Origin of the sequence: Amycolatopsis thermalba (assembly GCF_023376025.1) — a bacterium.
GTDB classification, from domain to species: domain Bacteria; phylum Actinomycetota; class Actinomycetes; order Mycobacteriales; family Pseudonocardiaceae; genus Amycolatopsis_E; species Amycolatopsis_E thermalba.
Genome location: NZ_CP091196.1, coordinates 6,548,349 through 6,575,000 on the forward strand (window position 1 = coordinate 6,548,349; position 26,652 = coordinate 6,575,000).

Consider the following 26,652-nt stretch of genomic DNA (forward strand, 5'->3'; position numbering starts at 1 on the left):
CCGGGTGGCTCCCGGCGAAAGTAGGACGGACCGGTGACCCGGCGTGGGAAACTGCTCCCCTGGGGGTGACGAGATGCGCAAGCTCCGGTGGTTGGTCCTGTTCCCGTTCGTGGTCTACCTCTACGGCCCGTTCTGGCTGGCCCGCAAGCTCTTCGGCCCCTACGAGCTGCTGAACCTGTTCAAGTTCTCCACCAAGGCCCTGCCGTCGGCGCTCCGGCCCGACGACGCGCTCGGCCAGGCCGTGGACGTGGCGCTGGAACGGGTCCTCACCACCCGGGCGCTCGTCGCCGCCGGTCTGCTCGCCCTGGTGCTGCGCTTCGCGGTGGACCCGCGCGGCGCGGTCCAGCACCTGGACGAGGCGTTCGACGACGCGCTGACCGACGGGTTCTTCGTGCTGATCATCGCGCCGATCGCGGTCGTGTTCCTGGTCCCCCTGCTCGTCGCGATCTCCCGTGAGCGCACCGAAACGGCGCGGGCCGGCCTCTGGCCGGTCGGGGTGGGCGTCTTCGGGTTCGCCCTGCTGTGCGCGTTCTTCGAGGTGCCGGTGCCGCCGGTGCGCGACGCGGTCCGCGCGGTGATCCGCTTCGTGACGTTCGACAGCTTCCCCATGCCGCTGATCGACCTGGAGGTCGAGCGGCTGCACCCGCTCGCCGGGGCGGCCCTCGTCTGGCTCCTGCTGTTCGTCGTCGGCGTCGCCTACCTCGCGCACCGCAACGGCCTGGCCCGCCGCGGGTTCCGGCAGCGGCGCCGTCTGGCCGTGCTCGCGCCACTGGTGTCGGTCGTCGTGGTGTGGACGACGCTCATCTGCAAGTTCGCCTGGGACTTCCCCGGTTTCGCCGGGCTGTCCGGGTGGCGCCTGGCGGTGATCGCCTACTCGACCCCGGTCGCGGCGACCCTCGTCGCCGCCTACGAGCTGCGGCAGCTCGCGCGCGCGGAGATCACCCTCCGGCAGCCGGTGTTGCGGGAGCCGCCTCGATCACATCCAGCACCTGCCGCGCGGTGACCGCGCCGACGGCCTTGCCCGTCTCGTCCACCACGACGCCCAGCCCGGCCGGCGACGACAGCGCCGCGTCCAGCGCGCCCCGCACCGGGGTGCCGCGCCGGTAGAGCGAACCACCGGCGACCAGGTCCGACTCGGCCAGCTGGCCGTCCACACTGGACCCGGGAGCCAGCCAGCCTCGCGGTTCGCCGGAGTCGTTCACCGCCAGCAGCCACTCCTCCGTCGGCCCGGAAACGTCGTCGCCCAGCGAAACCGTGGCAACCGAGCGCACTTCCACGCCCGCCGAGTCCACAAAAGACAGTCCACGGTAGCCGCGGTCACGCCCCACGAAGGACGCCACGAAGTCGTCCACCGGGTGCCGCAGCACGTCGGCCGGCGTGCCGTACTGCGCGAGCCGCCCGCCGACGCGCATCACGGCCACCTTGTCGCCCAGCCGCACGGCCTCGTCGATGTCGTGGGTGACGAACACGATCGTCTTGCCCAGCTGGGACTGCAGCCGCAACAGCTCGTCCTGCAGCCCCTCCCGCACGATCGGGTCCACAGCGGAGAACGGCTCGTCCATCAGCAGCACCGGCGCGTCCGCGGCCAGCGCCCGCGCGACCCCGACCCGCTGCCGCTGACCACCGGAGAGCTGCGCCGGGTAGCGCTTGCCCAGCTCGGCGGGCAGACCGACGATCTCCAGCAGCTCGGCCGCCCGGTCGCGGGCCTTCCGCTTGCCCCACCCGGACAGCACCGGCACGGTCGCGACGTTGTCCAGCACCGTCCGATGGGGAAACAGCCCGGCGTTCTGGATCACGTACCCGATGCCGCGCCGCAGCACCGGCGGATCCGACTCGCGGATGTCCTTGCCGTCGAGCAGGACCCGGCCCGAGGTCGGCTCGACCATGCGGTTGATCATCCGCAACGAGGTCGTCTTCCCGCAGCCCGACGGCCCGACGAACACCGTGATGGTGCCGTCCTCGACCGTCAGGCTCAGGTCGTCGACGGCGAGCGTGCCGTCCGGGTAGCGCTTGGTCACGCCGTCGAACTCGATCAACACGCCCTCCCAGCGAAAGCCTTCCCGGGACGCGCTTCCGCGCCCCGGGAAGTCCAGCTTAGCCGGTGACGCCGTCCTCGATCGCCGCCTTCGCCACGGCGGCGGCGACCTCGGGGGCGACGCGCGGGTCGAGCGGGCTGGGCACGATGCGGTCCGGACCCAGGTCGTCCTGCGCGACGGCGACGATCGCCTCGGCGGCGGCCAGCTTCATGTTCTCGGTGATCGCCCGCGCGCCGGCGTCCAGCGCGCCCCGGAACACGCCGGGGAAGGCGAGCACGTTGTTGATCTGGTTCGGGAAGTCGCTGCGCCCGGTCGCCACGATCGCCGCGTACTCGGCGGCCGCGCGCGGGTGGACCTCCGGGTCCGGGTTGGACAGAGCGAACACGATCGGGTCATCGGCCATGCCGGCCAGCAGCTCCGGCTCGATCGTCGACCCGGACAGCCCGAGGTAGACGTCCGCGCCGCGCAGCGCCTCGGCCAGGCCGCCGCGCAGCCCCGCCTTGTTGGTGGTCTGGGCCAGCTTCTCCTTGACCGGGTTCAGCCCGTCCCGGCCGGAGTGGATGATGCCGCGCGAGTCCAGCACCGTGACGTCCGCGACACCGGCCTCCTGCAGGATCTTCGCGCACGCCACCCCCGCGGCACCGGCGCCGGAGATGACCACCCGCTGCTGCGCGATGTCCCGGTCGAGCACCAGGTTCGCGCCACGCAGCGCGGCCAGCGTCACGATCGCCGTGCCGTGCTGGTCGTCGTGCATGACCGGGCAGTCCAGCGCCTCCTTGAGCTTGTCCTCCAGCTCGAAGCAGCGCGGCGCGGAGATGTCCTCGAGGTTGACCGCGCCGTAGGACGGGCGCAGCCGCACCAGCGTCTCGACGATCTCGTCGACGTCCTTGGTGTCCAGCACCAGCGGGATCGAGTCCAGCCCGCCGAAGGTCTTGAAGAGCACGGACTTGCCCTCCATGACCGGCAGCGACGCGCTCGCGCCGATGTCGCCCAGCCCGAGCACCGCGGTGCCGTCGCTGACGACGACCACCAGCCGGTGCGCCCACGTGTAGCGCTCGGCCAGCTCGGCGTTCTCGGCGATGGCGCGGCTGGCCTTGGCGACCCCCGGCGTGTACGCGATGGAGAGGTCGCGCGGCTGCGAGATGGGCCGCGTCGCCGCCACCGACAGCTTGCCGCCCTCGTGCCCGCGGAAGATCTCGTCGTCGGTCACCGGCGAATCGTCGGTACCCGTCGGCGGCACTGCCTCGGCCGCCGTGCTCTTGCTGACCTCGTCGTCCATCGATGTTCCTGTCCTCGTATCAGAGGTCTGAGCGTAGGTCATGGAAAAGAATCCCTCCCGGGACCGTGTGCGGGGACACTGCCCCATCCCCCAGTGGCGTGGTTGTCTCGCAGCTCGGTAGCCCGGGCGCGGTGGCGCCGGCAGCCGGCTCGGCGTCCGTCTCGGCCGTGCGGAGCCCTTGGTGAGGCGACGGCCGCGGACGCGGCGGTCCCCCCAGTGTTGCAGGCCGCCCACGGGTTGTGATGCCGAGGTGCGGTTGATGTCACAAAAAGGGGAGGTCACCGGGGTGATAGCAAGACGTCCGTCCGGCTTGGCTGGTGCCCGATAGGGTTTCGGGTATGGAGGTTCGCCAGCTCGCCGTCCCCGACGCCTACGAGTTCACGCCCAGGTCGTTCCCGGACCACCGCGGCCTGTTCGTCGCGCCGTTCCAGGAGGCGGCGCTCGTCGAGGCGATCGGGCACCCGCTGCACGTGGCGCAGACGAACCACAGCGTGTCCCGGCGGGGGACGATCCGGGGAGTGCATTTCGCCGACACCCCGCCCGGCCAGGCGAAGTACGTCTACTGCCCGCGCGGCGCGCTGCTCGACGTGGTGGTGGACCTGCGGGTCGGCTCGCCGGCGTTCGGCACCTGGGACGCGGTCCGGCTCGATTCGGTGGACTACCGCGCGGTCTACATCGCCGAGGGCCTCGGGCACGCGTTCGTCGCGCTCGAGGAGGACACGGTGATGGCGTACCTGTGCTCGACCGGGTACAACCCGTCCGGCGAGCGCGGGATCACGCCGCTGGACCCCGAGCTGGACCTCCCGTGGCCGTCCGGCTTCACCCCGATCCTGTCCGAAAAGGACGAAGCGGCCCCGGCACTCGCCGAGGCCGCCGCCGCCGGACTGCTACCGGCCTACGCCGACTGCGTCGCCCACTACGAGAAGCTCCGCGCGGGCTAGAAATCCTCCGCCAGCACGCGGGCGAGGTCGCGGTGGGCCGTCAACCGGCCCCCGCCCCCGGGGCTCAGCCGCACGGAGCGCATCAGCTGAGCGCGGCGGTTGCCTGACGGGCGGGGCCGCTCCTCGCACCGCCACACACGCCGCCCCCGACACGCACCCTAGAAATCCTCCGCCAGCACGCGGGCGATGTTGCGCTCGGCCAGGGCGGTGATCGTCACGAACGGGTTCACGCCCGTGCTGCCGGGGATCAGCGAGCCGTCGGTGACGTAGAGGTTGCGGTAGCCCTTCACGCGCCCGTACAGGTCCGTGGCCTTGCCCAGCACCAGCCCGCCCAGCGGGTGGTAGGTGAACCGGTTCTCGAACGCGCGGGTGTCGCCGAACAGGTCGTACCGGTAGATCGTCCCGTTCGCCGAGTTGATCTTGTCGAACAGGTTCTTCGCGGCGTCGATCGACGGCTGGCCCTGCGCGACGTCCCATTGCAGCACCGCCCGGTCGGCGCCGGGGTCGTAGGAGAACCACCCGCGCTCCGGGTTCTTCGTGATCGCCAGGTACAGGCTCGCCCAGGTCTCCAGCCCGGCCGGCACCGGCGCGATCTCGGCGAACACCGGGTGCACCGGGTCGTCCCAGGCGTCGATGCCCAGCGCCGGCATACCGGACTCGAGGGCGCCCACCGGGTCCCACACGTGGTTGGCCCGGCCCAGCATCACGTTGCCGTTGGTGCCCCAGCCCTGGCCGACGTCCTCGCCGAGGTCCGGCAGCTTGCCGGTGTCGCGCGCCCGCACCAGCAGCTCGGTCGACCCGAGGCTGCCCGCGCCGAGGAACAGGTACTTGGCGCCGAGCTGGCGCACGCCGAGCACGTTGCCCTCGGCGTCGATCCGCCGCACGGTCAGCGTGTAGGTGCCGTCCTGCTGCTGGGCGATGTCGCGGACCTCGGTCAGCGTCTGGATGGTCACGTTGCCGGTGCCCAGCGCGGCGGCCAGGTAGGTCTTGTCCAGCGAGCGCTTGCCGTGGTTGTTGCCGTAGATGACCTCCGAGGCCAGCGCCGAGCGCGGCACCTCGCCGGCCTCCTCGCGGCGCATGTAGTCGAAGTCGTAGACGCTGGGCACGAACGTCGTCTTCAGCCCGGTCTTGTGCGCGTGCTTGCGGGACACGCGCGCGAACTGGTAGCAGTCACAGGTCTCGAACCAGTCCGGGTCGATGTCGTTGACGCCCAGCATCGAGTTCGCGAGCGGGTAGTACCTGCCGTACATCTCGTCGGCGTCGACCTCGGGCAGGATCTCCTCGAAGTACCAGCGCTTCGGCGTCACGGCCATCGCGCCGTTGACCAGCGAGCCGCCGCCGACCCCGCGGCCGACGTAGACCGACATGTCGCCGAAGTGCACGCGGTCCAGCACGCCCGCGTACGGGTCGATGTTCCGGTTGGCCAGGTCGAGCCACAGGAACGAGGCCAGCGGCGCCTCCGTGCGGCCCTTGAACCACGACGACCGGCGGTCCGGGCTGAGCATGTCCGAAAAGATCTTGCCGTCCTCGCCCGGCGTGTTCCACAGCTGGCCCATCTCCAGCATGAGGGTCGGGATGCCGGCCGCACCCAGCCGGAGCGCCGTGACGGCGGCGCCGTAGCCGGTGCCGACGACGACGGCCGGCGAGTAGTCGGGGGCCGCCGAGGCGGAGGTCCGGGTCGAGATCGTGGTCAGCCCGAGCGTGGCGGCGGAGCTGAGCGCGGTCAGGCCGAGGAACCGGCGTCGAGACAGAGACATACGCGAACCATATTCGGATTAGCGGTAAACGGTGTTAAGTTCACCCTAGTGGACCAATGTCAGGGTGCGGTCCGGGATCTTCCGGATACTGTCCGAAGCCCTGGCCGGACAGGATTTCGATCATGAAGATCGCACTCGCCGCGGCCGCCGTCGCCGCCCTCGCCCTGACCGTCGCCGCCGCCATCCCGGCCCACGCCGCGGAGAACACCTTCGCCGACTGCCCGGCCCTGCCCGCCGGCGCCGACCCCGGCCAGTGGCGCTGCGAGGTGCTCGACTCGACCGCGACGATGTCCTTCGGCGACGTCCGGGACCTCCCGCTGGGCCCGATGCGCCTCACCTTCGCGGAGGGGCAGCTCAACGGCCGGTACGCGCAGGTGTTCGGCGCGCTGAGATCCGAACCGGTCGCCGTGCCCGGGCTCCCGCACGCCACCGTGCGGTTCGGCTACGGCGGCCACTCCGACTTCCTGTCCAACGACCAGCGCAAGGGCGAGATCGATCTCGTCGCCGAGTTCGACGCGCCCTACCTGCCCCGCGACTGCGCGACCGGCGTCATCCACTCCGTGCTGCAGGCCGACGGGCCCACGGAGGTCGTCTCCACCGATCCGCTGACGCTGCGGTTCGCCACCCACGACGACACCCTGGCCGTGCCCGGGACGCGGAACTGCGGCCCGCTGGGCCGGGTCGTGGACCACCGGCTGGGCCTGCCCGCCGCGTCCGGGACGAACTCCTACACGCAGACGACCACGGTCCGCCTGCGCGACTACTGACGCTTCGGCGTCACCCAGATCGTGATGGTGGCGGTGACGACGGGCTTCCCGCTCCGGTCGGAGATCACGACCGGCACGGGCAGCTCGACGCCCTCGTCGCCGAACTCCGGGATCTCCGGCAGCTCGGCGACCGCCCGCAGGCTCGTCTCCGCCTTGGCGACGTACCGCACGGTCATGCCCTTGGGCAGCCACCGGTGCGTCGCGGGCAGGGTCGACTCGGCGAGCATGCCCATCGCGATCTCCGCGAGGTTGCATGCCGCGATCGCGTGAAAGGTGCCGATGTGGTTGTGAACACCCCACCACTTCGGCGCGCGCACCGCGCAGTAGCCCGGACGCAGCTCCGTCACGGTCGGCAGCACCGAGCCGAAATAGGGCACACGCAGGCAGATCGCGGTCGAGAACAGTCGTTTGCCGCCGGGCAGCGCGCTCAGGCGCTGCCACAGCGAGTAGGTCGAAGCCACCGGCACCTCCAATGTTACTGACCGGTAGCAAAGCAGACCGGTGGCTATATTCGCAAACGTGGACCACGAGCTCTTCCTCTTCCGCCACGGGCAGACCGAGTGGTCGGTGAACGGCAGGCACACCGGCCGCACCGACATCCCGCTCACCCCGGCCGGGGAGAACCAGGCGCGCGCCGCCGGACTGACCCTGCAGACGCTGCGCAAGGGCCCCGCCCTGGTGCTGACCAGCCCGCGGCAGCGCGCGGTGCGCACGGCCGAGCTGGCCGGGCTGCGGATCGACGAGCGGACCGAGGACCTGGCCGAGTGGGACTACGGCGACTACGAGGGCGTCACCACGCCGGAGATCCGCAAGACCGTGCCCGGCTGGACGGTGTGGACGCACGAGATGCCCGGCGGGGAGACCGTCGAGCAGGTGACCGCCCGCGCCGACGCCCTGCTGGAGCGGGTGCGCGTGGCGCTGGCCGACACCGAGGTGATCCTGGTGGGCCACGGCCACTTCAGCCGGGTGCTGATCGCGCGCTGGATCGGGCTGCCCGCCACCGCCGGCGTCCACTTCGGACTGGACCCGGCCGGGGTCACCGTGCTGGGTGACGAGCGCGGCGAGCCGAAGATCGAGCACCTGAACATCCCGCCGTCCTGACCGTAGCGATCCCGTACCGCCCGCGCGGCCAGCTCGCTTGAAACGAGGTCAACGAGGACAGTCCGGCGTCATCCGCTTCGCTTAACGTTCCTCGCCATGAACTCCTTCGCGCGGGCCACCCACGTCGGCAGCCTCCTCCGGCCGCCGCGTCTGCTGAAGGCGCGGGCCGACCACGCGGCGGGCCGGCTCGACGACGCCGGGCTGCGGCGCGTCGAGCAGGAATCGATCCTGGTGGCGCTGTCGGTGCAGCAGGACAGCGGCATCGGCGTGCACACCGACGGCGAGTACCTGCGCACGGATTTCATGAGCCGGCTCACCGAGCACGTGGACGGTTTCGCCGCGCAGGCGCCGTCGCTGGAATGGCAGTCCGGCGACCACGCCGAGGAGGACAGCAGCATCCTCCGGCTGATCGGGGGCAAGCTGGCCTACCGCGAACGGTTCACCGACCGCGAAGCCGCGTTCCTCGCCGCGCACGCGCCCGGCCCGTTCAAGATCTCCATCCCGGAGGTCACGAACTTCGTGGTCGCCAACTGGGACCCGCGGGTCAGCGGCCCCCACTACCCGAGCCGGGCCGACATCGTCGACGACCTGGCGGCCGTCCTGCTGCAGGAAGCCGCGGCGCTCGCCGAGGACGGCGTCCGGCACGTCCAGATCGACGCGCCGTGCTTCATCGCCTTCGCCAACCCGCGCATCCTCGCGCTCCTGGAGTCGGAGGGCATCGACGCGCGTGCCCTGTTGCGACGCTGCATCGAAGCCGACGCGGCGGTCGTCCGGCTGCTGCGCGACCGCGGCGTCACGGTCGGCATGCACATCTGCCGCGGCAACTACCGCGGCCAGTGGTTCAACGAAGGCTTCTACGACGACATCGCGGCGGACGTGTTCGGCGGCATCCCGGTGGACCACTGGCTGCTGGAGTACGACACCGAACGGGCGGGCACCTTCGAGCCGCTGCGCCACGTGCCCGGCGGCGTGCGGGTCGTGCTGGGCCTGATCACGACGAAGACCGGCGAGCTGGAGGACCCCGACGACCTCGCGCGGCGCGTGGACGAGGCGGCGCGGATCGTGCCGCTGGCGGACCTGGCCGTCAGCCCGCAGTGCGGCTTCGCCTCCGAGGTGCGGGGGAATCCGCTGACCTGGGACGATCAGCGCCGGAAGCTGGACCTGACGGTTTCGGTGGCGCAGCGGGTCTGGGGCGCGGACTGAGTCTGGCAGGATCGGGTGCGGCTCACCCCGCTGGATCCCTGGGAGTTCCCATGCCTGACAGCCGCATCCGCCGCATCCGCGAGTCCGATGTGGACGAGGTCGCGCAGCTGGTGCACGACCTGGCCGCCTACGAGAAGGCGCCGCAGGACTGCCACCTGACGGCCGACCGGCTGCGGGTGGCGCTGTTCGGCGACACCCCGGCGGTGTTCGGGCACGTCGCCGAGCAGGACGGTGAGCTCGTCGGGTTCGCGCTGTGGTTCCTGAACTTCTCCACCTGGCGCGGTGTGCACGGCATCTACCTGGAGGACCTGTTCGTCAAGGCCGAGCTGCGCGGGTCCGGGCTGGGCAAGGCGCTGCTGGCGACGCTCGCGAAGGAGTGCGTGGACCGCGGCTTCGCGCGTCTGGAGTGGTCGGTGCTGGACTGGAACCCGGCGACGGGCTTCTACAAGTCGCTCGGCGCGATCCCGATGGACGAGTGGACGGTCTACCGGCTGACCGACACCGCGCTGGACAAGCTCGCGAAGCTCGCCTAGTCGTCCTCGCCGCGCTCGCGGCGGCGGCCGGCCATGCCGCCGCGCTCGGCGGCCTCCTCCTCGGTTTCGTCCTCGTGCTGCCCGAGCGCCCACGCCCGCGCGGGCTGGCGGAACAGCAGCACGATGATCGCGACGCCGAGGGCGATGATCGGCACCCCGAACTCCGGCCGCCCGGACGGGCCAGCCATGTACCAGCCGACGCCGGCGGTGATGAGCGCCATGACCAGTCCGGGCGAGCGGGCCCAGGTGTGGCCGAACAGCAGCCCGATCGCGCAGCCGATCACGGCGAGGGCGAACAGCACGTAGAAGGCGCCCTCGGCGAGCACGCTGGTCAGCGGCATGCTGTCGCCGGGCGAGGCGAACAGCAGGACGCCGAAGACCAGCAGGCCGATCCCCGGCAGGACGGTCAGCGCGCCGGCCGCCCTGACCTCGCGCGGAGCGGGTGAAATCTTGTCGGCGAGCGCCATCGCGAAGGGCCTTCCACCAGCGGATACGCGGCACGGGTGACCGTGCGTGAACACCCTCGATACTAAGCCACCCGGTCGGCCGTTTTCGAACCGCGGCCATCGGGGTCAAGATCTGGGTGTCGTCGATGAGCCGGCGGACGCCCGGGGTGCACTTGTCACGACGAACGGACCGTGCCGAACGACGGGAGGTCAACCGGCAGTCGTTTCGCAGTGATGAGGTTCGCGCTGGACGCTTGGGATGCGCCTGTTTGGCCTACCCTGCGACCATGCGCGCGATTCTGGTGGTCAACCCGCAGGCCACGTCCACCACGGCCGGCGGGCGGGACGTGCTCGCGCACGCACTGGCCAGCCAGGTGAAGCTGGAGGTCGTGGAGACCGACTACCGCGGTCACGCGCTCGCGGTGGCCCGGGACGCGTCCCGGGACGGGGTCGACCTGGTGGTCGCCCACGGCGGCGACGGCACCGTCAACGAGGTGGTCAACGGCCTGCTCGCCGACGGGCCGGCAGCCGAGCTGCCCGCGCTGGGCGTCGTCCCCGGCGGCTCGGCCAACGTGTTCGCGCGCGCTCTCGGCATCTCGCGGGACCCCGTGGAGGCCACGCACCAGCTGCTGTCGGCCATCGAGTCGGGCCGCAGCCGGCGCGTCGGGCTGGGGCTTGCGGACGGGCGGTGGTTCACCTTCAACGCCGGCCTGGGCTGGGACGCCGACGTGGTCGCCACGGTCGCCGACCGGCGCGGGAAGCAGACGAACGCGCTGCTGTACATGCGGGCCGCGGTGGCCTGCTACTTCCGGCCGCGCTCGCCCCGGCTGCCGCTCACCGTGCACGTGCCCGGCGAGGAGCCGGCCGAGGTGCGGATGGCGTTCGTGTCGAACACCGATCCGTGGAGCTACCTGGGTGAGCGGCCCGTCCACCTCAACACCGGCAGCTCGTTCGACCGGGATCTCGGGTTGTTCGCGTTGCGCAAGCTGTCGTTGCCGATCGTGGCCCGGCACGTGCGCCAGGCGCTGCGGTCGGAGGCGAAGCATCGCGGCAAGGCGCTCGTGAAGCACGATGACCTGGCGAAACTCAGCGTGACGGCCGAGGAGCCGGTAAACTTCCAGGTGGATGGCGACCTGATCGGCCGTCGGACCCGGGTGGACTTCACGAGCGTGCCCGGCGTGCTGACCGTGCTGGCGTGAGTGATCGGCCCGGCGATCTGCAACTTGCCGTTCGTCGACGCACACGGTCCATTCACCGCATCGTCCTTCCGCCGCGGAGGCCGTTTCGGAGAGAAACCGCAGGTCAGCGGGGTCGCCTGACCAGGTGAGCTGACTCACCGATGTCACGAAAACACTTGTCGAAAGCGGTGCTTCGTGAAAGCATTCACAAGCACCCCAAGAAACGATCCGCCATGACGACCTGTGGCGCAGCACGCTCTGCGCCCCGAGAAGGAGCTCACAGAAATGGACTGGCGCCACGACGCTGCCTGCCGCGACGAGGACCCCGAGCTGTTCTTCCCTGTCGGGAACAGCGGTCCCGCCGTGCTGCAGATCGCCGAGGCGAAAGCCGTATGCCACCGCTGCACCGTGGCGTCCGAGTGCCTGGCCTGGGCTTTGGCCAGCGGCCAGGACGCCGGTGTCTGGGGCGGGATGAGCGAAGACGAGCGCCGCGCCCTTAAGCGCCGTCGTGCTCACATCGGCATGCGCACCGCCTGACCTCTCCACGCGCTGCGGCGTCGCTTAACGCGTCTCTTACGAGAGTACGCGGGACCTGACGCAGGGGTTTGCACGCCCCCACTTAACGTTCTTAGGCCCGGCACCCACCTCCCGCGGGTGCCGGGCCTTTGAACGTGCTGAGCAGGGTTTTCGTTGCTTCGGGGGCGGTGGAGCTTGCCACCCGGCGACCCGGAAACGGCCTCCACCGCCGGCCCACTGATAGCCGCCGCCATTGGCCCGCTCGGACGGCTACCGCTGGCCCTCTCGCGCGGGTGCGACTGGCCCCCTCATGCAGGCACCACTGGCCCTCTCGCGCCACCACCAATGACCCCCTCACGCAGGCACGACCGGCCCTCTCGCGCCGCCACCACTGGCCCCCTCACGCAGGCACGACCGGCCCTCTCGCGCCGCCACCACTGGCCCCCTCACGCAGGCACGACCGGCCCTCTCGCGCGACCACCACTGGCCCCCTCACGCAGGCACGACCGGCCCTCTCGCGCGACCACCACTGGCCCCCTCACGCAGGCACGACCGGCCCTCTCGCGCGACCACCACTGGCCCCCTCACGCAGGCACGACCTGGCCCTCTCGCGCCACCACCAATGACCCCCTCACGCAGGCACGACCGGCCCTCTCGCGCCGCCACCACTGGCCCCCTCACGCAGGCACGACCGGCCCTCTCGCGCCGCCACCACTGGCCCCCTCACGCAGGCACGACCGGCCCTCTCGCGCCGCCACCACTGGCCCCCTCACGCAGGCACGACCGGCCCTCTCGCGCCGCCACCACTGGCCCCCTCACGCAGGCACGACCGGCCCTCTCGCACGGCACGACCTGTCCACTCGCGCGGCCAAGCTCACGACAGGCCCACTCGCCGCCTCACGAACGGTCCACTCGCACGGCCGCCCCCAGCCCGCCACCCGCCAGGCCACCAAACGGACCACCCGCAAGGCCCAACGACCTGCCCGCACAACCGCGGCGAACCAACCGCCGAAACCCCTACGGCCGCCGCCCCAGGGGGAGCCTCAACGCCGCCTCCGTGCCGCGCGTCGCGCCGTCCCGCAGCTTTCTCAGCGACAGCGAACCCCGCAGCTCGGACTCCACCAGGGTGCGCACGATCTGCAGCCCCAGCCCGTCCGCCCGCTCCAGCGAGAAACCCGACGGCAACCCGCGCCCGTTGTCCCGGATCAGCACATCCAGCCACCGCGCCGAGCGGCTCACCACGATCTCCACCTTGCCCGGCCGCCCATCCGGAAACGCGTGCTCCACCGCGTTCTGCACCAGCTCCGCCAGCACCATCACCAGCGGCGTGGCAATCTCCGCCACCACGATCCCGAACGACCCGGACCGGCTGATGCTCACCCGCGACTCGGCCGTCGCGACCTCGCCCACCATCGGCAGCACGTTGTCCAGCAGCTTGTCCAGGTCGACCCGCTCGTCGACCGACACCGACAGCGCCTCGTGCACCATCGCGATCGACGCGACCCTGCGCACCGACTCCGTCAGCGCCTGCCGCGCCTCCGCGTTCGACGTCCGCCGCGACTGCAGCCGCAACAACGCCGCCACCGTCTGCAAGTTGTTCTTCACCCGGTGGTGGATCTCGCGGATCGTCGCGTCCTTCGACAGCAGCGCCCGGTCCCGCCGCTTGACCTCGGTCACGTCCCGGCACAACACCAGCGCCCCCGCCGGCTGCCCGTGCGGCCGCAGCGGCAACGCCCGGAACAACACGACCGCCCCCCGCCGCGACTCCGCCTCCGTGCGGCTGCCCGGCTTCCCGTCCAGCGCGTCCAGGATCCGGTGCGCCACCTCCGTCGCGTCGAACGGGTCCCGGATCAGCGACCGCGTCAACGGCGCCAGCCGCGTCCCCACCAGGTCCGACTCGTGCCCCATCCGGTGGTAGGCCGACAAGCCGTTGGGGCTCGCGAACACCACGTTCCCCGCCGCGTCCAGCCGGATCAGCCCATCCCCCACCCGCGGGCTCGTGTGCACGTCGGTCTGGCTGTCGACGTGCGGGAACGTGCCGTCGACGATCATCTGGCACAGGTCCCCCGCGCTGCCGAGGTAGGCGACTTCGAGCGGGCTCGGCACGCGCGGCGCGGCCAGGTTCGTCTCCCGCGACAGCACGGCGATCACGTTCGACCCGAACGTGACGGGAATCGCCTCGCGACGCATCGGCAGGTCCCGGTACCAGTGCGGGTCCTCCTCGCGGCAGATCCGCACCTCCCGGATCGCGCGCGCGAGCTGCGGGTGGTCCTCGACCGTGAACCGCGTCCCGACCACGTCCTCGGGGTGCGCGGTGGGCGCCGTCGTGGGACGGGCCTGCGCGACGCACACGAAGTCGCCGCCCTGCTCGTTGTGCTCCGGCGACACGGGTACCCAGAGCAGGAAGTCGGCGAAGGACAGGTCGGCGAGCAGCTGCCACTCGGCCACCACGGCCTGCAGGTGGTCGGCGGCTTCGCCGGACAGGCCGGTGTTCTCGGCCAGCAGGTCGGAAAGTGTCGTCACGCTGGTACTCCTTCTCGGGGCAGCTCAAGTGAACCAGAGCGGGACCTTCCCGGCACCCGCCGGGGCGAGCCTGAGACACTGGTGGGCAGATCGCGACCAGGGAAGGAGCAGGCATGTCGAAGCGAGCCCGCAAGCGCCGCGACCGCCGGAAGAACGGCGCCAACCACGGCAAGAAGCCCAACAGCTGAGTTCGGGCACGAACAAAGGCCCCGGCGCGGCGCGCCGGGGCCTTCGTCGTCTTCGGGTCTACTCCGCGTTCTGCTCCAGCCGGACCTCGGTCCGCTCGATCGTCACGTCGCCGTGCCGCTGGACCGTCTGGTAGATCGACGCGCGCAGCTTCTGCTTGAACTCGTCGGGGGCGATGTCGCCTCCGCACTTGCGGTGCAACAGCTGCTTGAGCTGCTCGTCGATGCCGTACTCCTCGAGGCACGGCGGGCAGTCCTCGATGTGCTTGCGCAGCTGCGCGTCCCGTTCCGGACTGCACTCGCGATCCAGCAACAGGAAGATCTCGGCGAGCGCCTCGGAACAGCGGACGTCGTCCTTGTGCGGCTCACGACCGGTGGTCATCGCGCTACCTCCTGCTTCGCGCCCCGGATGAAGCCGCGCTCGCGCGCGACGTCGGCGAGCAGGTTGCGCAGCTGGGCGCGGCCACGGTGCAGGCGGGACATCACGGTCCCGATCGGCGTGTCCATGATCTCGGCGATTTCCTTGTAGGCGAAGCCCTCGACGTCGGCGAGGTACACGGCGAGCCGGAACTCCTCCGGCAACTGCTGCAGCGCGTCCTTGACGTCGCTGTCGGGCAGCCGGTCCATCGCCTCGACCTCGGCCGACCGCAGACCGCTCGAGGTGTGGCTCTCCGCCTGGGCGATCTGCCAGTCGGTGATCTCCTCGGTGGGCTGCTGCACCGGCTGACGCTGACGCTTCCGGTACCCGTTGATGTAGGTGTTGGTGAGGATCCGGTACATCCAGGCCTTGAGGTTCGTGCCCTCCTTGAAGGAGGCGAACGCGCCGTAGGCCTTGAGGTAGGTCTCCTGCACGAGGTCCTCGGCGTCCGCCGGGTTCCTCGTCATGCGCAGAGCGGCCGAGTACAGCTGATCCAGCAGCGGCATCGCGTCGCGCTCGAAGCGCTCGGCGCGCTCTTCGGCCGGCTCCTGCTCGGAGCCGGATTCGGGCACCGCGGGGTTCTGCGTGCTCGGCAAACCGTTCCCTTTCCCATCCGCGTCGAAGCGGTCCGCACCCGTGGCCGGGTACGCATACGACAGCTTCGAGGATACGCGGACGGGCTTCGCCGGGCCGGGTACACCGGCCAGCGGGGTGACGGCCTCCACACGGGCTCGTCGATCAGCAAGCTTTGACGGCACGTCCCTCACAACACCGCACGATCCGGGCACATTCCCCGCCGCGGGAAAAGGACTTGCGCCTCCCGGTTACCGTGCACGCCATGGCCGGGAAGGGAACGCCGGCGACCGCCCTGCTCGCGAAGCAGAAGGTCGCGCACCAGCTGCACGCCTACGACCACGATCCGAAGCACGAGTCCTACGGTCTGGAAGCGGCCGAGGCGCTGGGGCTCGAGCCCGACCGCGTGTTCAAGACGCTCGTGGCCGATGTGGACGGAAAGCTGACGGTGGGCGTGGTGCCGGTCACCGGGCAGCTGGACCTGAAGGCACTGGCGGCGGCGGTCGGCGGCAAGCGAGCGAAGATGGCCGAGGCGGCGGCCGCCCAGCGCGCGACCGGTTACGTCCTGGGTGGGATCTCGCCGCTGGGCCAGCGCTCGCGGCTGCCGGTGGTGATCGACGCGTCGGCGGAGAAGTTCGAGACGATCTACTGCTCGGCCGGGCGGCGCGGGCTGGAAGTGGAACTCGCGCCGGCGGACCTGGTGCGCCTGACGTCGGCCACGGTGGCGCCGATCCGGGCCTGACCACACGGCCGACGACAGCTCCGGGGCACCGAGGCGAGGGGTGCACGCTCCGTGGCGCGCCTCCGCAACGCGCACGGCAACGACCCACTCGGGGTGAGCAACCGCGGAACCGACCGCCGCCCCGCGGGACGGCCACGCCCTGCCATCGGCAACCACAGCGCCTCACCACCGTTGGCCACGCGCCGCCCGCAGGGGCGGCCTCACCCCACCGCCCGCGCCGGCAGCCGCAATGCCTGGCATCGCCGCGCCACCGGGGCGGCCTCGCCGCGCCACTCGCGCCGGCAACTGCGGCGCCGCACAACACGGCCACACGCCGCCCTGTGCGGGCGACCCCACCCCACCCCTCGCGCTGGCAGCCGCAATGCCTCACAACCGCCGCGCCGCCGGGGCGGCCTCACCCTGCCACCGCAACGCCTCACAACAGCCACACGCCGCCCGTGGGGGCGGCCTCACTCCGCCGCCCGTGGGCAACGGCAGCGCCTGCCACCGCCACGCGCCACCCCGTGGCTACCCCGCGGGCAACCCGCATTGCCTCGCCACCACCGCGCCACCGGAGCGGCCTCAGCCCACACCGGCCAGCAACGCCCCGCCAACGTCCCCACGGGGCTGCCTCACTCGACCGGCAACGGCAGCGCCTCATCACCGCCACGCGCCGCCCAGCAGCTATCCAGTCGCCGTCAGGGGAGCACGCGGCACCCACGCAGCCACCTCAGGTCAGCGGCCGCAGCACCTTCGCCAGCCACTCGTGCACCGTGCGGTACACCGACTCCAGGTCGGCGTCCAGGGCGTGCGTCCCGCGCACCACGACCACCTCGTGGTGCGGCCCCGGCTTCGGGCAGCCGAACGCGTCCGTCTCGCCCTGGACGACCAGCGTCGGCACCTCCACGGCGTCCAGTTCGGCCTGCCTGCTCTTCTCCGGCTTGCCCGGCGGGTGCTCGGGGAACGCCAGGCACAGCACCGCCACCGCCTGCCCGGCCGCCGCCGTCCGGCACGCCACCCGCGCCCCCGACGAGCGGCCGCCGAACACCATCGGCAGGTTGTCGAACCGGTCGCACAGCTCCTCGGCCACCGCGAGCCACGCCGCGTCCAGCTGCTTGGCCGGCGCGGGCGCCCGGCGGCCCGCCACCCGGTAGGGCTGCTCGACCAGCGCGACGTGCACCCCGGCCGCCTGTCCCGCGCGCGTGGCCGCCACCAGGTCCTTCGCCTCGATCCCGCCCCCGGCGCCGTGGCCGAGCATCAGCACCGCCTCCCCGTCCGGCGCGCAGTGCAGCTCCGCCCTGGCCGGGCCGTGCGGTGTCGGGATCTCGATGCGGGTCATGGCTTCGGCAGGTCGAACAGGGCTTCCGTGGCGTCCAGATCGGTCGCCGGCTCGGCCCGCTCGATCAGCTCGGGGCCGTTGTTGCGCACGTTGTTGACGCGGTCGGACACCGGCCGCAGCTCGATGGTCTCCATCAGGTCCATCGGCGGGGCCAGCAGCTCGTCGACCTCGGTGCGGTCCGGGTCGAGCCAGTCCGCCCAGTTCCGCTCGTGGATGACCAGCGGCATCCGGTCGTGCACGTCGGTCAGCCGCCCGGCCGCGTCGGTCGTGATGATCGAGAACGTGATCAGCTGCGGCGCGTCGGGATCCTTCGGGTCGCGCCAGGTGTCCCAGATCCCGGCGAAGGACAGCGAGTGGCCGTCCGGCCGGGTCATGAAGAACGGTTCCTTCTGCTTGCCCGTGCGCCGCCACTCGTACCAGCCGTCGGCGGGCACCAGGCAGCGCCGCCGGGCCAGCGACTTCTTGAAGGCCGGCTTCTCGGCGGCCGTCTCGGCGCGGGTGTTGATCATCCGGTTGCCGACGGAGACGTCCTTGGCCCAGAACGGCACCAGCCCCCAGCGCATGACGCGCAGGCTGCGCACGGCGGGCTCGTCCTCCAGGACCTGGCCGTCGGCGTCGCGCGGGTGCCGCTGCACCACGGTGACCACGTTCTTGGTCGGCGCGACGTTGTAGTCGGCCTCGCGGGCCTTGCCGTCGGTCTCGTCCACGGCGTCGAACTCCTGGGCCAGGTCGGCCGGGTTCTTCTTCGCCGCGTAGCGGCCGCACATGTCGCCCAACTCCTTCGAACCGGCTCCTGAAAACCCATCGTGACACGGGTGGCGCGCCACTGGCGAGCGGAATGGGGGATCATCTGTGCTCGGAAGGAGGGCACGGGGCTTGGCACGCAGGGACTGGCGCGATCTGGACGAAAGCGACGTCCGCGTGCGCCCGGGAAAGGGTTCGCGCCCGCGCAGCAAGCGCCGCCCGACCCACGCCGACGCCACCCAGGCGATGGTGATCGCGGTGGACCGCGGCCGCTGGACTTGCGCGATCGACAGCGACCCCGGCCGTCTGGTCACCGCCATGCGCGCCCGCGAGCTGGGCCGGACCCCGGTCGTCGTGGGCGACCAGGTCGGCCTGGTCGGCGACACCAGCGGCGAGCCCGGCACGCTGGCCCGCATCGTCCGGGTCGACGAGCGCACCAGCCTGCTGCGCCGCACGGCCGACGACACCGACCCGTTCGAGCGCGTCGTCGTCGCCAACGCCGAGCAGCTGCTCATCGTCACCGCGCTGGCCGATCCGCCGCCGCGGTCCGGGTTCATCGACCGCTGCCTGGTGGCCTGCTACGCCGGTGGCCTCCAACCGGTCCTGTGCCTGACCAAGGCCGACCTGGCGAGCCCGGACGAGCTGCTGTCCCGCTACGCCGAGCTGGACGTGCCCGCGGTGGTGACCCGCTTCGACGAGGATTCGCTGCCGCTGGCCGCCACGGTGCGCGGCCGGGTGTCCGCGCTCGTCGGCCACTCCGGGGTCGGCAAGTCGACACTGGTGAACCGGCTGGTGCCGGACGCCGAGCTGGCCGTCGGCGAGGTCAGCGCGATCGGCAAGGGACGGCACACCTCCGTGGCGGCCGTCGCGCTGCCGCTGCCCGACGGCGGCTGGGTGATCGACACGCCGGGCGTGCGGTCGTTCGGCCTGGCCCACGTCACCGCGAACGACATCGTGGCCTCCTTCGACGAGTTCGCCGAGGCGGCCGAGGAGTGCCCGCCGGGCTGCGGGCACCTGGGCCCGCCGGAGGACCAGGGCTGCATGCTCGACGAGGTCGAGGACAAGCGCCGCCTGCCGTCGCTGCGCCGCCTGCTGGCCTCCCGGGCCGGCATGGAGGTTTGATTTCCGCCCGTTCTGCGCATTCAGGTCGATGACAACCCACTTGGGGGACATTCGACTGAGGGATTCTTGTCATGCGCAAAATCGCTCTTCTGGCGGGTGCGCTGGCGCTGGTCGCCGGCACCACCGCCTGTGGTTCCACCACCGATTCGGGGCAGGCGAACGAGCCGCCCAAGCTGTTCGGCACCGCCCAGGAACTGGTGCTGGCCTCCTCCGGCAAGGCCGACCAGGTGCAGACGGCGAAGTTCACGCTCACCGGCACGGTGGCCGGCCAGCGGCTGGACGCCAGCGGGGAAGGCCGGTTCACCGGGCCCTCGCCCGCGATGACCATGACGATGAACGCCGCGGGGCAGAGCCAGGAAATGCGGGTCGTGGACAAGGTCCTCTACCTGAAGCTGCCGCCGGAGCAGGCGGCGCAGGCGGTCGAGGGCGGCAAGCCGTGGGCGAAGATCCCGGAGGACAGCGAGGCGGGCAAGGCCATCGGCGCGAGCATGGACCAGGCCGCGCAGGGTGACCCGACGCAGATGCTGGAGCAGATCCAGCAGGCCGGCACGATCACCCGCAGCGAGCAGACCACGCTCGACGGGCAGCAGGTCAGCCACTACTGGGTGAACATCGACGTCGCGAAGGCCACCGGCTCGCTCAAGATGGGCGAGCTGCCGCCGGAGGTGCTGGACAAGCTGAAGAACTCCGGCGCCGTCCTCCCGATGGAGGTGTGGCTCAACGCCGACCAGCTGCCGGTGCAGGTGACGCAGGACCTGACGCCGCTGATGCAGGCGGCGGGCGCGCCCGCCGAGGCGCAGCACGCCACGATGACGATGAAGTACCGCGACTGGGGCGCGCCGGTGAACGTCACGGCCCCGCCCGTGGATCAGGTCGGCGATCTGAAGACGGTGGGCTGAACGGCGTAACGCGGGAGACCCGTTCGGACATATCCCGGTTAGCCACCCGAGGGTGGGTGGACCGATCAAGGGGATTTCCGAATGAAGAAGACCGCTCTGGTCTCCGGCCTCCTGGCGCTGGTGCTCGGGCTGACCGCGTGTGGTGGGCAGTCCGGCTCCGGCGGCGGGAACGCCGGGCCGGCGCTGTTCGGCGATGTGCAGGAACTGGTCCGGGCGGCGTCGGCGAAGACGGGGCAGGCCCAGTCGGCGAAGTTCACCATTTCCGGCTCGATCGCCGGTCAGCAGATGACCGGTTCGGGTGAGGGCCGCTTCACCGACGGGGACAGCGCGATGGCCGTGACCATGACCGTCGGCGGGCAGATGCAGGAGATGCGCGTCGTCGACAAGGTGATGTACCTGAAGCTGCCGGAGGAGGCCCAGGCCGCGACCGGTGGCAAGCCGTGGGCGACGTTCCCGGCGGGCAGCGAGGCGGCGAAGGCGCTCGGCGCGAGCCTCGAACAGGCCGAGTCGAACGACCCGTCCAAGACGCTGGAGCAGATCCAGAAGGCGGGCCGGATCGACCGCAGCGAGCAGACCACGCTCGACGGGCAGCAGGTCAGCCACTACTGGGTGACGATCGAGGTCGCGAAGGCCGCCGACGAGCTGGCCGCGTCCGGTCTGCCCGCGGAGACGCTGGCGCAGCTGAAGTCGATGAACGTCACGTACCCGGTGGAGCTGTGGCTCAACGGCGACCAGCTGCCGGTGCAGGTCACGCAGGACCTCAGCCCGGTGATGAAGGCCGTCGGCGCACCGGCGGACGCGCAGCAGGCGTCGATCACGATGAAGTACAGCGACTGGGGCACCCCGGTCACCGTGGAGGCGCCGCCCGCCGACCAGGTGGGCGAGTTCAAGATCGGCGGCTGACACCGACCGGTAGTCACGGCGCGGTTCCGGTTTCCCGGGACCGCGCCGTTTCGGTTCTGGTCATCGGCGCTGGTGGCGGCCCGAGAGCCTGCGGCACGACGTCCGAGGCAGGCCCCGCCGCGTCCGGCGACGCGGGCGCTCGTCCGCGCCGCGACCGGGCCGGACGGCTAACCCATGTGCGGATAGCCGATCGCCGTGGGGGCGTCGAACGTCTCCTTGATCGACCGCGGGCTCGTCCAGCGCAGCAGGTTGAACATCGACCCCGCCTTGTCGTTCGTGCCCGAGCCGCGGGAGCCGCCGAAGGGCTGCTGGCTCACGATCGACCCGGTCGGTTTGTCGTTGACGTAGAAGTTGCCCGCCGCGAACCGCAGCGTCTGGTGCGCCTGCTGCACCGCCGCCCGGTCGTCGGCGAACACGGCGCCGGTCAGGGCGTACGGCGAGGTCCGGTCGACCAGCTCCAGGATCTCGCCGTAGGACGCGTCGTCGTAGACGTGCACCGCCAGGATCGGCCCGAAGTACTCCGTCGCGAACGCGGTGTGCGCCGGATCGGCCGACACCAGCACGGTCGGCTCGACGAAGTACCCGATCGAGTCATCGCAGTGGCCGCCGACCAGCACGTGGAGGTCGTTGTCCCCGTCCACGCTGTCCAGCAGCTTCCGGTGCTTCGCGAACGCCCGCGCGTCGATCACCGCCCCGCCGAACACCGACAGGTCCGTGACGTCGCCGTACTTCACGGTCCGCGTCAGGTCGGCCAGCTCGTCCCGCAGCCCGCTCTCCCACAGCGACCGCGGAACGTAGGCGCGCGAGGCGGCCGAGCACTTCTGCCCCTGGTACTCGAACGCGCCCCGCACGAGCCCGGCCAGCAGCTTCTCCCGGTTCGCCGAGGCGTGCGCGACGACGAAGTCCTTGCCGCCGGTCTCGCCGACGATCCGCGGGTAGCTCGCGTAGGAGTCGAGGTTCTCCGCGATCCGCCGCCACAGGAACTTGAACGTCGCCGTCGAACCGGTGAAGTGCAGGCCCGCGAACCCGGGATCGGCCAGCGCCACCTCGCTGACCGCGTGCCCGTCGCCGGTGACCAGGTTGATCACGCCCGGCGGCAGGCCGGCCTCCTCGAACACCTGCATCGTGTAGTGCGCGGCCAGCTGCTGGGTCGGCGTCGGCTTCCACACGACCGTGTTGCCCATCAGCGCGGGCGCGCTGGGCAGGTTCCCGGCGATCGCGGTGAAGTTGAACGGGGTGATCGCCACGACGAACCCGTCCAGCGGCCGGTAGTCCATCCGGTTCCACGCGCCCGGCACCGAGTTCGGCTGCTCGGCGAGGATCCGCCGCGCGTAGTGCACGTTGAACCGCAGGAAGTCGATCAGCTCGCAGGCGGCGTCGATCTCGGCCTGCTGCACCGACTTCGACTGGCCGAGGATCGTCGCCGCGTTGAGCGTGTCGCGGTACCGGCCCGCCATCAGGTCCGCGGCGCGCAGGAACACCGCGGCGCGCTCGTCGAACGGCATCTCCCGCCAGGCCGGGGCGGCCTCCTTCGCGGCGGCCACCGCGTCCGCGACGTCTTCGGGCGTGGCCTGCGCCGACGTGCCCAGGACGTGCGCGTGGTCGTGCGGCTGGACGACGTCGAAGGTGTCGCCGCCGGCCATCCGACGCCTGCCGCCGATCGTCTGCGGCAGCTCGTGCTTGTCGCCCTCCAGCTCGGCGATCCGGCGTTGCAGGGATTCCCGCTCGGGACTGCCCGGCGCGTAGGTCCGGACGGGCTCGTTGACCGGAACGGGCACGTTCGTGATGGCGTCCATGCCTACCTCCTGTGACGGGGCTTTTGGCCTGCCCCCAACGCTAGAGCAGGTCGAGGAGGAACGGCAGCTCCTGAGGCGCGTACCAGGCCAGTTCGTGGTCCTCGGCCTCGCCCAGGACGAACTCCGCGTCCGGGTCGCCGAGGTCGGCCGCGTCGATGACCCGGGCGGCCGCTCGCACCGCCTCTTCGGCCTCCTCCGCGTCGACGTGCACGGCGGCCACGTCCTCGTAGCTGATCGGCCCGGACAGCTTCACCACCGGCGCGTCCAGGTCCGGGCGCGGGGTCGCGTTGTCGACGTCGACCGAGATCACCACCCGGCGCGGCAGCTCCTTGGCGTCATCCTCCGCGGCGCCGATCAGCCGCAGCGACGCGCGCGCCGCGTCCAGCAGCGCGACGTACTCCAGCTCCTCGGTGTCCCCGCTGAGGTAGGACTCGCGCAGCGCCGGGGTGAGGGCGAACCCCGTCCCGCCGGGCGGCTGCAGCCTGCCGTCCGCCACCAGCCTGCGCAGCATTCCGATCGTGCCCGGAAGGTAGACCCTCACCAGCTCGCACCCTTCAGCTCTTCCAGCGAATCCTCGATCATGCCCGCGAGGACGTCCACATCGGACAGCGCCTTGCGGTCACCGTTCAGTCCGAAGTAGACGCCGCCGTGGTAGGACGTGACCCCGATGGCCAGCGCCTGGTTGCGCGCCAGCGGGATCACCGGGAACATCTCGGTCATCCTCGCCTGCCCGGCGTACAACGGTACCTGCGGCCCCGGCGAGTTGATGACCAGCAGGTTGAAGATCCGCCCGGAGAACGCCCCGGCCGCGCGCGCGGCCAGTGCGTGCATGGTCGCCGGGGCGAACCCGCCCACCTTGAGCATGGCGCGCGCGGCGACCGAGCGGCCGGAGTCGGCGTGCGCGCGCAGCGTGTGGCTGATGTGCTGCAGCCGCAGGACCGGGTTGGGCTCGCCGACCGGCAGGTCCACCAGGTACGGCTCGACCTGGTTGTTGACCAGGCCGGCCGGGGAGAATTCGACGGTGTCCGGTTCGAGCACGGCCAGCGGCACCAGCGCGCGCACGGTGGTGGCCTCCGACACGCCCTCGCCGCGGGAAAGCAGCCACTCGCGCAGCGCGCCGGTGATCGCGGCCAGGACGATGTCGTTGACCGTGACGCCGTGCTCGGCGCGGACCTTGCGGTAGTCCTCCAGGCGCGTGCGGACCACAGCGAACACCCGCCCGCCGGAGACGTGCCGGTTGAGCGGCCCGGACGGCGCCGGCTGCAGGACGCGGTGCAACGCGGCGGCGACCCCGCCCACGGCGTCGGTGACCTTGTCGGCGGTCGCGGTCAGGTCGCTCACCACGTCGCGCACGTTCTCGACGAGTTCACCCGGACGACGGACCGTCTCGCTGACCGCGTCGAGCACCAGCTGGGTGGCGCTGGGCGGGCGCCGCGGCACCCAGGTGTCCTCGAACGGCTCGCACGCCTGCGGCGTGGTGTCGAGGATCAGCTGTCCCAGCTCGACGGTGCCGCTGCCGTCCACGACGGACTCGTGGGTCTTGGTGACCAGCGCGATCCGGTCGCCTTCGAGGCCCTCGACGAAGTAGGCCTCCCACAGCGGGCGCTCGTGGTCCATCGTGCGCGCCATCAGGCGGGCGACCAGGTCGTACAGCTGGTCGTCGGTGCCCGGGGCGGGCAGCGCGGAGCGGCGGACGTGGTAGTTGAGGTCGAAGTCGACGTCGTCCACCCAGACCGGGCGCGCGAGGTGACCGGGCACGCTGACCACGCGCTGGCGGTAGCGCGGCAGATAGCCGAGGCGCTGCTGGATCAGGCACAGCACCTGCGCGTGGTCGAACCCGTCCCGCGGGCGCTCGAACACGGCCACCCCGCCCACGTGCATCGGCGTCGTGGCGTCCTCCAGGTAGAGGAACGACGCGTCGAGGGCGGAAAGACGGTCGGGCATGACGCGATCCTGACACAAGCTGGTGTACTTGTGCTCGTGCGTGAAACGACCGTCTCCCCCAAAGACCGATTCCTCACCGTCTACGGGCGCAAACCGGTCCTGGAAGCCCTGGACGACCCGGAGCTGCGGGTGGACAAGGTCATCCTCGCCGACACCGCCCGCGGCCCGGCCGCGGCGGAAATCCAGCGGGCCGCGCGGGCCGCGGGGGTGCCGGTGCAGCGGGCGAGCGCGCACCGGGTGAAGGTGCTGGCCGGCAACGGCAAGCAGGACCAGGGCGTGCTGGCGGACGTGGTCGCGCCCCGGATGCGACCGCTGAGCGCCGCGCTGGCCGACGCGCCGGCCCGGGTGCTGCTGCTCGACGGCATCACCACCCCGGCGAACGTCGGGATGATCCTGCGCACCGCGACGGCGGCCGGGCTCGGCGGGATCGTCGTGCCGCGGCGAGGGGTGGCGGCGCTGGATCCGCTGGTTGTGAAGGCTTCGGCGGGGGTGGCGTTCCGGGCGCCGGTCCTTCGCTGCGCGACGGCCGCCGAAGCCGCGTCGATGCTGGTCGAGGCGGGATACGGATTGTATGCACTTGGTGCACAAGGCCGTCCGTCGCTGTTCGAGGCGTCGTTGCCGGAGCGGGCGGCGTTCGTGCTGGGCGGGGAGACGGCGGGGGTGAGCGACGAGGTCGCCGCGCTGGTGACGGGATGGCTGTCGATCCCGATGCCGGGCGAGGTCGAGTCGCTGAACGTGTCCGCGGCCGCGGCCGTGCTGTGCTTCGAGCTGGTCAGGCGGGGAACAACGCGCTGAGTTCGGCGAGGGTGCCGGCGACCGAGGTGTGGTGCACGCCGACCATTCCGGCCGCGGCAGCGCCGTCGACGTTGGCGCGGGAGTCGTCGACCATGACGCATCCGGTCGTGGGGAGGCCGAGGCGTTCGGCGGTGAGGCGGAAGACGCGCGGATCCGGTTTGGCGATGCCGACCTCGCCGGAGAAGACGAACGCGTCGAAGTGCCGGGCGAGGTGCCCGCGACCGGCGCCACCATCCGCATTGGACAGTAGTGCGGTCCGGATACCGCGCTCCCGCAGCACATCGACGGCAGCGAGCAGTTCGGCGGCGTCCGGATCGGTCAGCACGCCGGCGTAATCGAGCACCAGTCCTCGCAGCACGACTCGACACTATCGGCCCGGATCACACCATCGGGCCACGGCTGTCCGGTTCTCCCGGGACTGCCGCTCTAGAGAGCGGCATGACTCGACTGAGGGGGACTGATGATGACGCTGCAGACGCTGCTCCAGTACGAGCCGAACAGGGGCACGACTCCGCCGGTCGTGATTCCGGGACAGGCGGGGGCGTCGCGGATCCGGATGCGCGGACGGCCCGGCGAGCCGCTCGAACTGCGCCACGCGCGGACCGTCCTGACGGCGATCCTGGAGGTCCGCGCCGGGCGGCGAGCGCCGGGCCAGCTGCGGACGGTGGTCACGCCGAGGATGTACCAGCACCTGCGGGTGGTGCCACCATCGCCGGGCCCGCGCTACACGGTGCGCTCGGTGCGGGCGAGCCAAAGCGCACCGGGCGCGGTCGAGATCTGCGGAACGGCGCACGCGGACCAGCGGGCCACCGCGGTGATGGCCAGGTTCGAACACTCCGAGGCCGGCTGGCGGTGCGGGTTCTTCACGGTGGTGCAGCCGCAGCGACACCGCTGACCTGCGCGGTTGCGGGGCCGGAGGCCGGTTCGTTCGCG

The 26,652-nt window shown here is 71.5% G+C and carries 29 protein-coding genes; 15 read left to right on the forward strand and 14 right to left on the reverse strand.

The genetic code is table 11. The annotated features are described in order from the left end of the window. The first annotated feature begins 73 nt into the window (after positions 1-73). Positions 74-1,003, forward strand: a complete 930-nt coding sequence (locus L1857_RS31730) for a hypothetical protein (protein WP_116113749.1) — start codon at positions 74-76, stop codon at positions 1,001-1,003. Here the strand turns inward: L1857_RS31730 and L1857_RS31735 are convergent. Both L1857_RS31735 and L1857_RS31740 read right to left on the reverse strand, forming a co-directional pair. After that, the gene (locus tag L1857_RS31735) at positions 939-2,039 is read right to left on the reverse strand and encodes an ABC transporter ATP-binding protein (protein ID WP_116113752.1); all 1,101 of its coding nucleotides are present in this window, start codon (positions 2,037-2,039) and stop codon (positions 939-941) included. The two genes, L1857_RS31730 and L1857_RS31735, sit on opposite strands and share 65 nt — an antisense overlap. A gap of 55 nt (positions 2,040-2,094) precedes the next feature. After that, complete coding sequence (locus tag L1857_RS31740) at positions 2,095-3,315, reverse strand: NAD(P)-dependent malic enzyme (protein WP_240323383.1); 1,221 nt, start codon at positions 3,313-3,315, stop codon at positions 2,095-2,097. Positions 3,316-3,653: 338 nt separating this feature from the next. On the opposite strand from L1857_RS31740, the gene L1857_RS31745 reads away from it, so the two are divergent. Further along, positions 3,654-4,256 (forward strand): dTDP-4-dehydrorhamnose 3,5-epimerase family protein, encoded by a 603-nt coding sequence (locus L1857_RS31745; RefSeq protein ID WP_116113755.1) that lies wholly within the window; start codon positions 3,654-3,656, stop codon positions 4,254-4,256. Between the two features lie 158 nt (positions 4,257-4,414). Here L1857_RS31745 and L1857_RS31750 read toward each other — a convergent pair whose 3' ends face one another. Then, positions 4,415-6,013, reverse strand: a complete 1,599-nt coding sequence (locus L1857_RS31750) for a GMC oxidoreductase (RefSeq protein WP_116113757.1) — start codon at positions 6,011-6,013, stop codon at positions 4,415-4,417. A 122-nt stretch (positions 6,014-6,135) separates the two neighbouring features. Between L1857_RS31750 and L1857_RS31755 the strand changes: the two genes are divergently transcribed. Next, the gene (locus L1857_RS31755) at positions 6,136-6,780 is read left to right on the forward strand and encodes a hypothetical protein (RefSeq protein ID WP_116113760.1); all 645 of its coding nucleotides are present in this window, start codon (positions 6,136-6,138) and stop codon (positions 6,778-6,780) included. Here L1857_RS31755 and L1857_RS31760 read toward each other — a convergent pair. After that, entirely contained in the window at positions 6,774-7,241 is a 468-nt protein-coding gene (locus tag L1857_RS31760; RefSeq protein WP_094008961.1) for a hotdog fold domain-containing protein, read from the reverse strand. The genes L1857_RS31755 and L1857_RS31760 overlap by 7 nt on opposite strands. A gap of 58 nt (positions 7,242-7,299) precedes the next feature. Between L1857_RS31760 and L1857_RS31765 the strand changes: the two genes are divergently transcribed. The 3 genes from L1857_RS31765 to L1857_RS31775 all read left to right on the forward strand — a co-directional run bounded on the left by L1857_RS31765 (position 7,300) and on the right by L1857_RS31775 (position 9,617). Beyond that, positions 7,300-7,881 (forward strand): acid phosphatase, encoded by a 582-nt coding sequence (locus L1857_RS31765; protein WP_094008960.1) that lies wholly within the window; start codon positions 7,300-7,302, stop codon positions 7,879-7,881. A 96-nt stretch (positions 7,882-7,977) separates the two neighbouring features. Next, positions 7,978-9,084, forward strand: coding sequence for a cobalamin-independent methionine synthase II family protein (locus L1857_RS31770; RefSeq protein ID WP_116113762.1), 1,107 nt, complete (start codon positions 7,978-7,980; stop codon positions 9,082-9,084). A 50-nt stretch (positions 9,085-9,134) separates the two neighbouring features. Then, positions 9,135-9,617, forward strand: coding sequence for a GNAT family N-acetyltransferase (locus L1857_RS31775; protein WP_094008958.1), 483 nt, complete (start codon positions 9,135-9,137; stop codon positions 9,615-9,617). Here L1857_RS31775 and L1857_RS31780 read toward each other — a convergent pair. Further along, a complete protein-coding gene (locus L1857_RS31780; RefSeq protein WP_116113765.1) occupies positions 9,614-10,084 on the reverse strand; it encodes a hypothetical protein in 471 nt (156 codons plus the stop codon). The two genes, L1857_RS31775 and L1857_RS31780, sit on opposite strands and share 4 nt — an antisense overlap. A gap of 266 nt (positions 10,085-10,350) precedes the next feature. Between L1857_RS31780 and L1857_RS31785 the strand changes: the two genes are divergently transcribed. Together L1857_RS31785 and L1857_RS31790 are read left to right on the forward strand one after the other, a co-directional pair. Next, complete coding sequence (locus L1857_RS31785) at positions 10,351-11,262, forward strand: diacylglycerol/lipid kinase family protein (RefSeq protein WP_116113767.1); 912 nt, start codon at positions 10,351-10,353, stop codon at positions 11,260-11,262. Between the two features lie 264 nt (positions 11,263-11,526). Next, the gene (locus L1857_RS31790; RefSeq protein WP_094008969.1) at positions 11,527-11,778 is read left to right on the forward strand and encodes a WhiB family transcriptional regulator; all 252 of its coding nucleotides are present in this window, start codon (positions 11,527-11,529) and stop codon (positions 11,776-11,778) included. 996 nt (positions 11,779-12,774) lie between these two features. On the opposite strand, the gene L1857_RS31795 is transcribed toward L1857_RS31790, so the two are convergent. After that, a complete protein-coding gene (locus L1857_RS31795; protein WP_094008955.1) occupies positions 12,775-14,280 on the reverse strand; it encodes a sensor histidine kinase in 1,506 nt (501 codons plus the stop codon). Between the two features lie 113 nt (positions 14,281-14,393). Between L1857_RS31795 and L1857_RS35850 the strand changes: the two genes are divergently transcribed. Beyond that, on the forward strand, positions 14,394-14,468 hold the full coding sequence (locus tag L1857_RS35850) for a 50S ribosomal protein bL37 (protein WP_369794341.1): 75 nt from the start codon (positions 14,394-14,396) through the stop codon (positions 14,466-14,468). A gap of 58 nt (positions 14,469-14,526) precedes the next feature. Here the strand turns inward: L1857_RS35850 and rsrA are convergent, their stop codons facing one another. Then, complete coding sequence (gene rsrA, locus L1857_RS31800; RefSeq protein WP_116113770.1) at positions 14,527-14,847, reverse strand: mycothiol system anti-sigma-R factor; 321 nt, start codon at positions 14,845-14,847, stop codon at positions 14,527-14,529. Then, positions 14,844-15,479 carry a sigma-70 family RNA polymerase sigma factor gene (locus L1857_RS31805; RefSeq protein ID WP_094008968.1) on the reverse strand — a complete coding sequence of 212 codons (636 nt, stop codon included), beginning with the start codon at positions 15,477-15,479 and terminating at the stop codon, positions 14,844-14,846. Before L1857_RS31805 ends, rsrA begins: the two co-directional genes overlap by 4 nt. A gap of 242 nt (positions 15,480-15,721) precedes the next feature. Between L1857_RS31805 and ybaK the strand changes: the two genes are divergently transcribed. Beyond that, a complete protein-coding gene (gene ybaK / locus L1857_RS31810; protein ID WP_094008953.1) occupies positions 15,722-16,198 on the forward strand; it encodes a Cys-tRNA(Pro) deacylase in 477 nt (158 codons plus the stop codon). A gap of 709 nt (positions 16,199-16,907) precedes the next feature. On the opposite strand, the gene L1857_RS31815 is transcribed toward ybaK, so the two are convergent. Together L1857_RS31815 and L1857_RS31820 are read right to left on the reverse strand one after the other, a co-directional pair. After that, positions 16,908-17,516, reverse strand: a complete 609-nt coding sequence (locus L1857_RS31815) for an alpha/beta hydrolase family protein (protein WP_094008952.1) — start codon at positions 17,514-17,516, stop codon at positions 16,908-16,910. Continuing rightward, a complete protein-coding gene (locus tag L1857_RS31820) occupies positions 17,513-18,283 on the reverse strand; it encodes an SOS response-associated peptidase (RefSeq protein ID WP_094008951.1) in 771 nt (256 codons plus the stop codon). Before L1857_RS31820 ends, L1857_RS31815 begins: the two co-directional genes overlap by 4 nt. A 109-nt stretch (positions 18,284-18,392) precedes the next feature. Here L1857_RS31820 and rsgA point away from each other — a divergent pair, with 109 nt between their 5' ends. The 3 genes from rsgA to L1857_RS31835 all read left to right on the forward strand — a co-directional run bounded on the left by rsgA (position 18,393) and on the right by L1857_RS31835 (position 21,184). Continuing rightward, positions 18,393-19,382: a ribosome small subunit-dependent GTPase A gene (gene rsgA, locus L1857_RS31825; protein ID WP_116113775.1), complete on the forward strand. Its 990-nt coding sequence runs from the start codon at positions 18,393-18,395 to the stop codon at positions 19,380-19,382. Positions 19,383-19,453: 71 nt separating this feature from the next. Then, entirely contained in the window at positions 19,454-20,281 is an 828-nt protein-coding gene (locus L1857_RS31830; RefSeq protein WP_205413378.1) for an SCO4651 family lipoprotein, read from the forward strand. An 81-nt stretch (positions 20,282-20,362) separates the two neighbouring features. Further along, a complete protein-coding gene (locus L1857_RS31835; protein WP_116113780.1) occupies positions 20,363-21,184 on the forward strand; it encodes an SCO4651 family lipoprotein in 822 nt (273 codons plus the stop codon). A gap of 167 nt (positions 21,185-21,351) precedes the next feature. On the opposite strand, the gene pruA is transcribed toward L1857_RS31835, so the two are convergent. From pruA to L1857_RS31850, 3 genes are read right to left on the reverse strand one after another with little or no spacing between them, the layout of a single operon-like run. Next, on the reverse strand, positions 21,352-22,980 hold the full coding sequence (gene pruA / locus L1857_RS31840) for an L-glutamate gamma-semialdehyde dehydrogenase (RefSeq protein ID WP_116113782.1): 1,629 nt from the start codon (positions 22,978-22,980) through the stop codon (positions 21,352-21,354). 40 nt (positions 22,981-23,020) lie between these two features. Then, positions 23,021-23,521, reverse strand: a complete 501-nt coding sequence (locus L1857_RS31845; RefSeq protein ID WP_094008946.1) for a DUF6912 family protein — start codon at positions 23,519-23,521, stop codon at positions 23,021-23,023. Then, on the reverse strand, positions 23,518-24,924 hold the full coding sequence (locus L1857_RS31850; RefSeq protein ID WP_249467157.1) for a WS/DGAT/MGAT family O-acyltransferase: 1,407 nt from the start codon (positions 24,922-24,924) through the stop codon (positions 23,518-23,520). The genes L1857_RS31845 and L1857_RS31850 overlap by 4 nt, the downstream gene beginning before the upstream one ends. A 30-nt stretch (positions 24,925-24,954) precedes the next feature. Here L1857_RS31850 and L1857_RS31855 point away from each other — a divergent pair, with 30 nt between their 5' ends. Next, entirely contained in the window at positions 24,955-25,719 is a 765-nt protein-coding gene (locus L1857_RS31855) for a TrmH family RNA methyltransferase (protein ID WP_116113789.1), read from the forward strand. Here L1857_RS31855 and L1857_RS31860 read toward each other — a convergent pair. Beyond that, on the reverse strand, positions 25,697-26,077 hold the full coding sequence (locus L1857_RS31860; RefSeq protein ID WP_116113791.1) for an HAD-IA family hydrolase: 381 nt from the start codon (positions 26,075-26,077) through the stop codon (positions 25,697-25,699). The genes L1857_RS31855 and L1857_RS31860 overlap by 23 nt on opposite strands. 102 nt (positions 26,078-26,179) lie before the next feature. Here L1857_RS31860 and L1857_RS31865 point away from each other — a divergent pair, with 102 nt between their 5' ends. Next, positions 26,180-26,614, forward strand: coding sequence for an Rv3235 family protein (locus tag L1857_RS31865; RefSeq protein WP_094008942.1), 435 nt, complete (start codon positions 26,180-26,182; stop codon positions 26,612-26,614). The last annotated feature ends 38 nt before the right edge of the window (positions 26,615-26,652 follow it).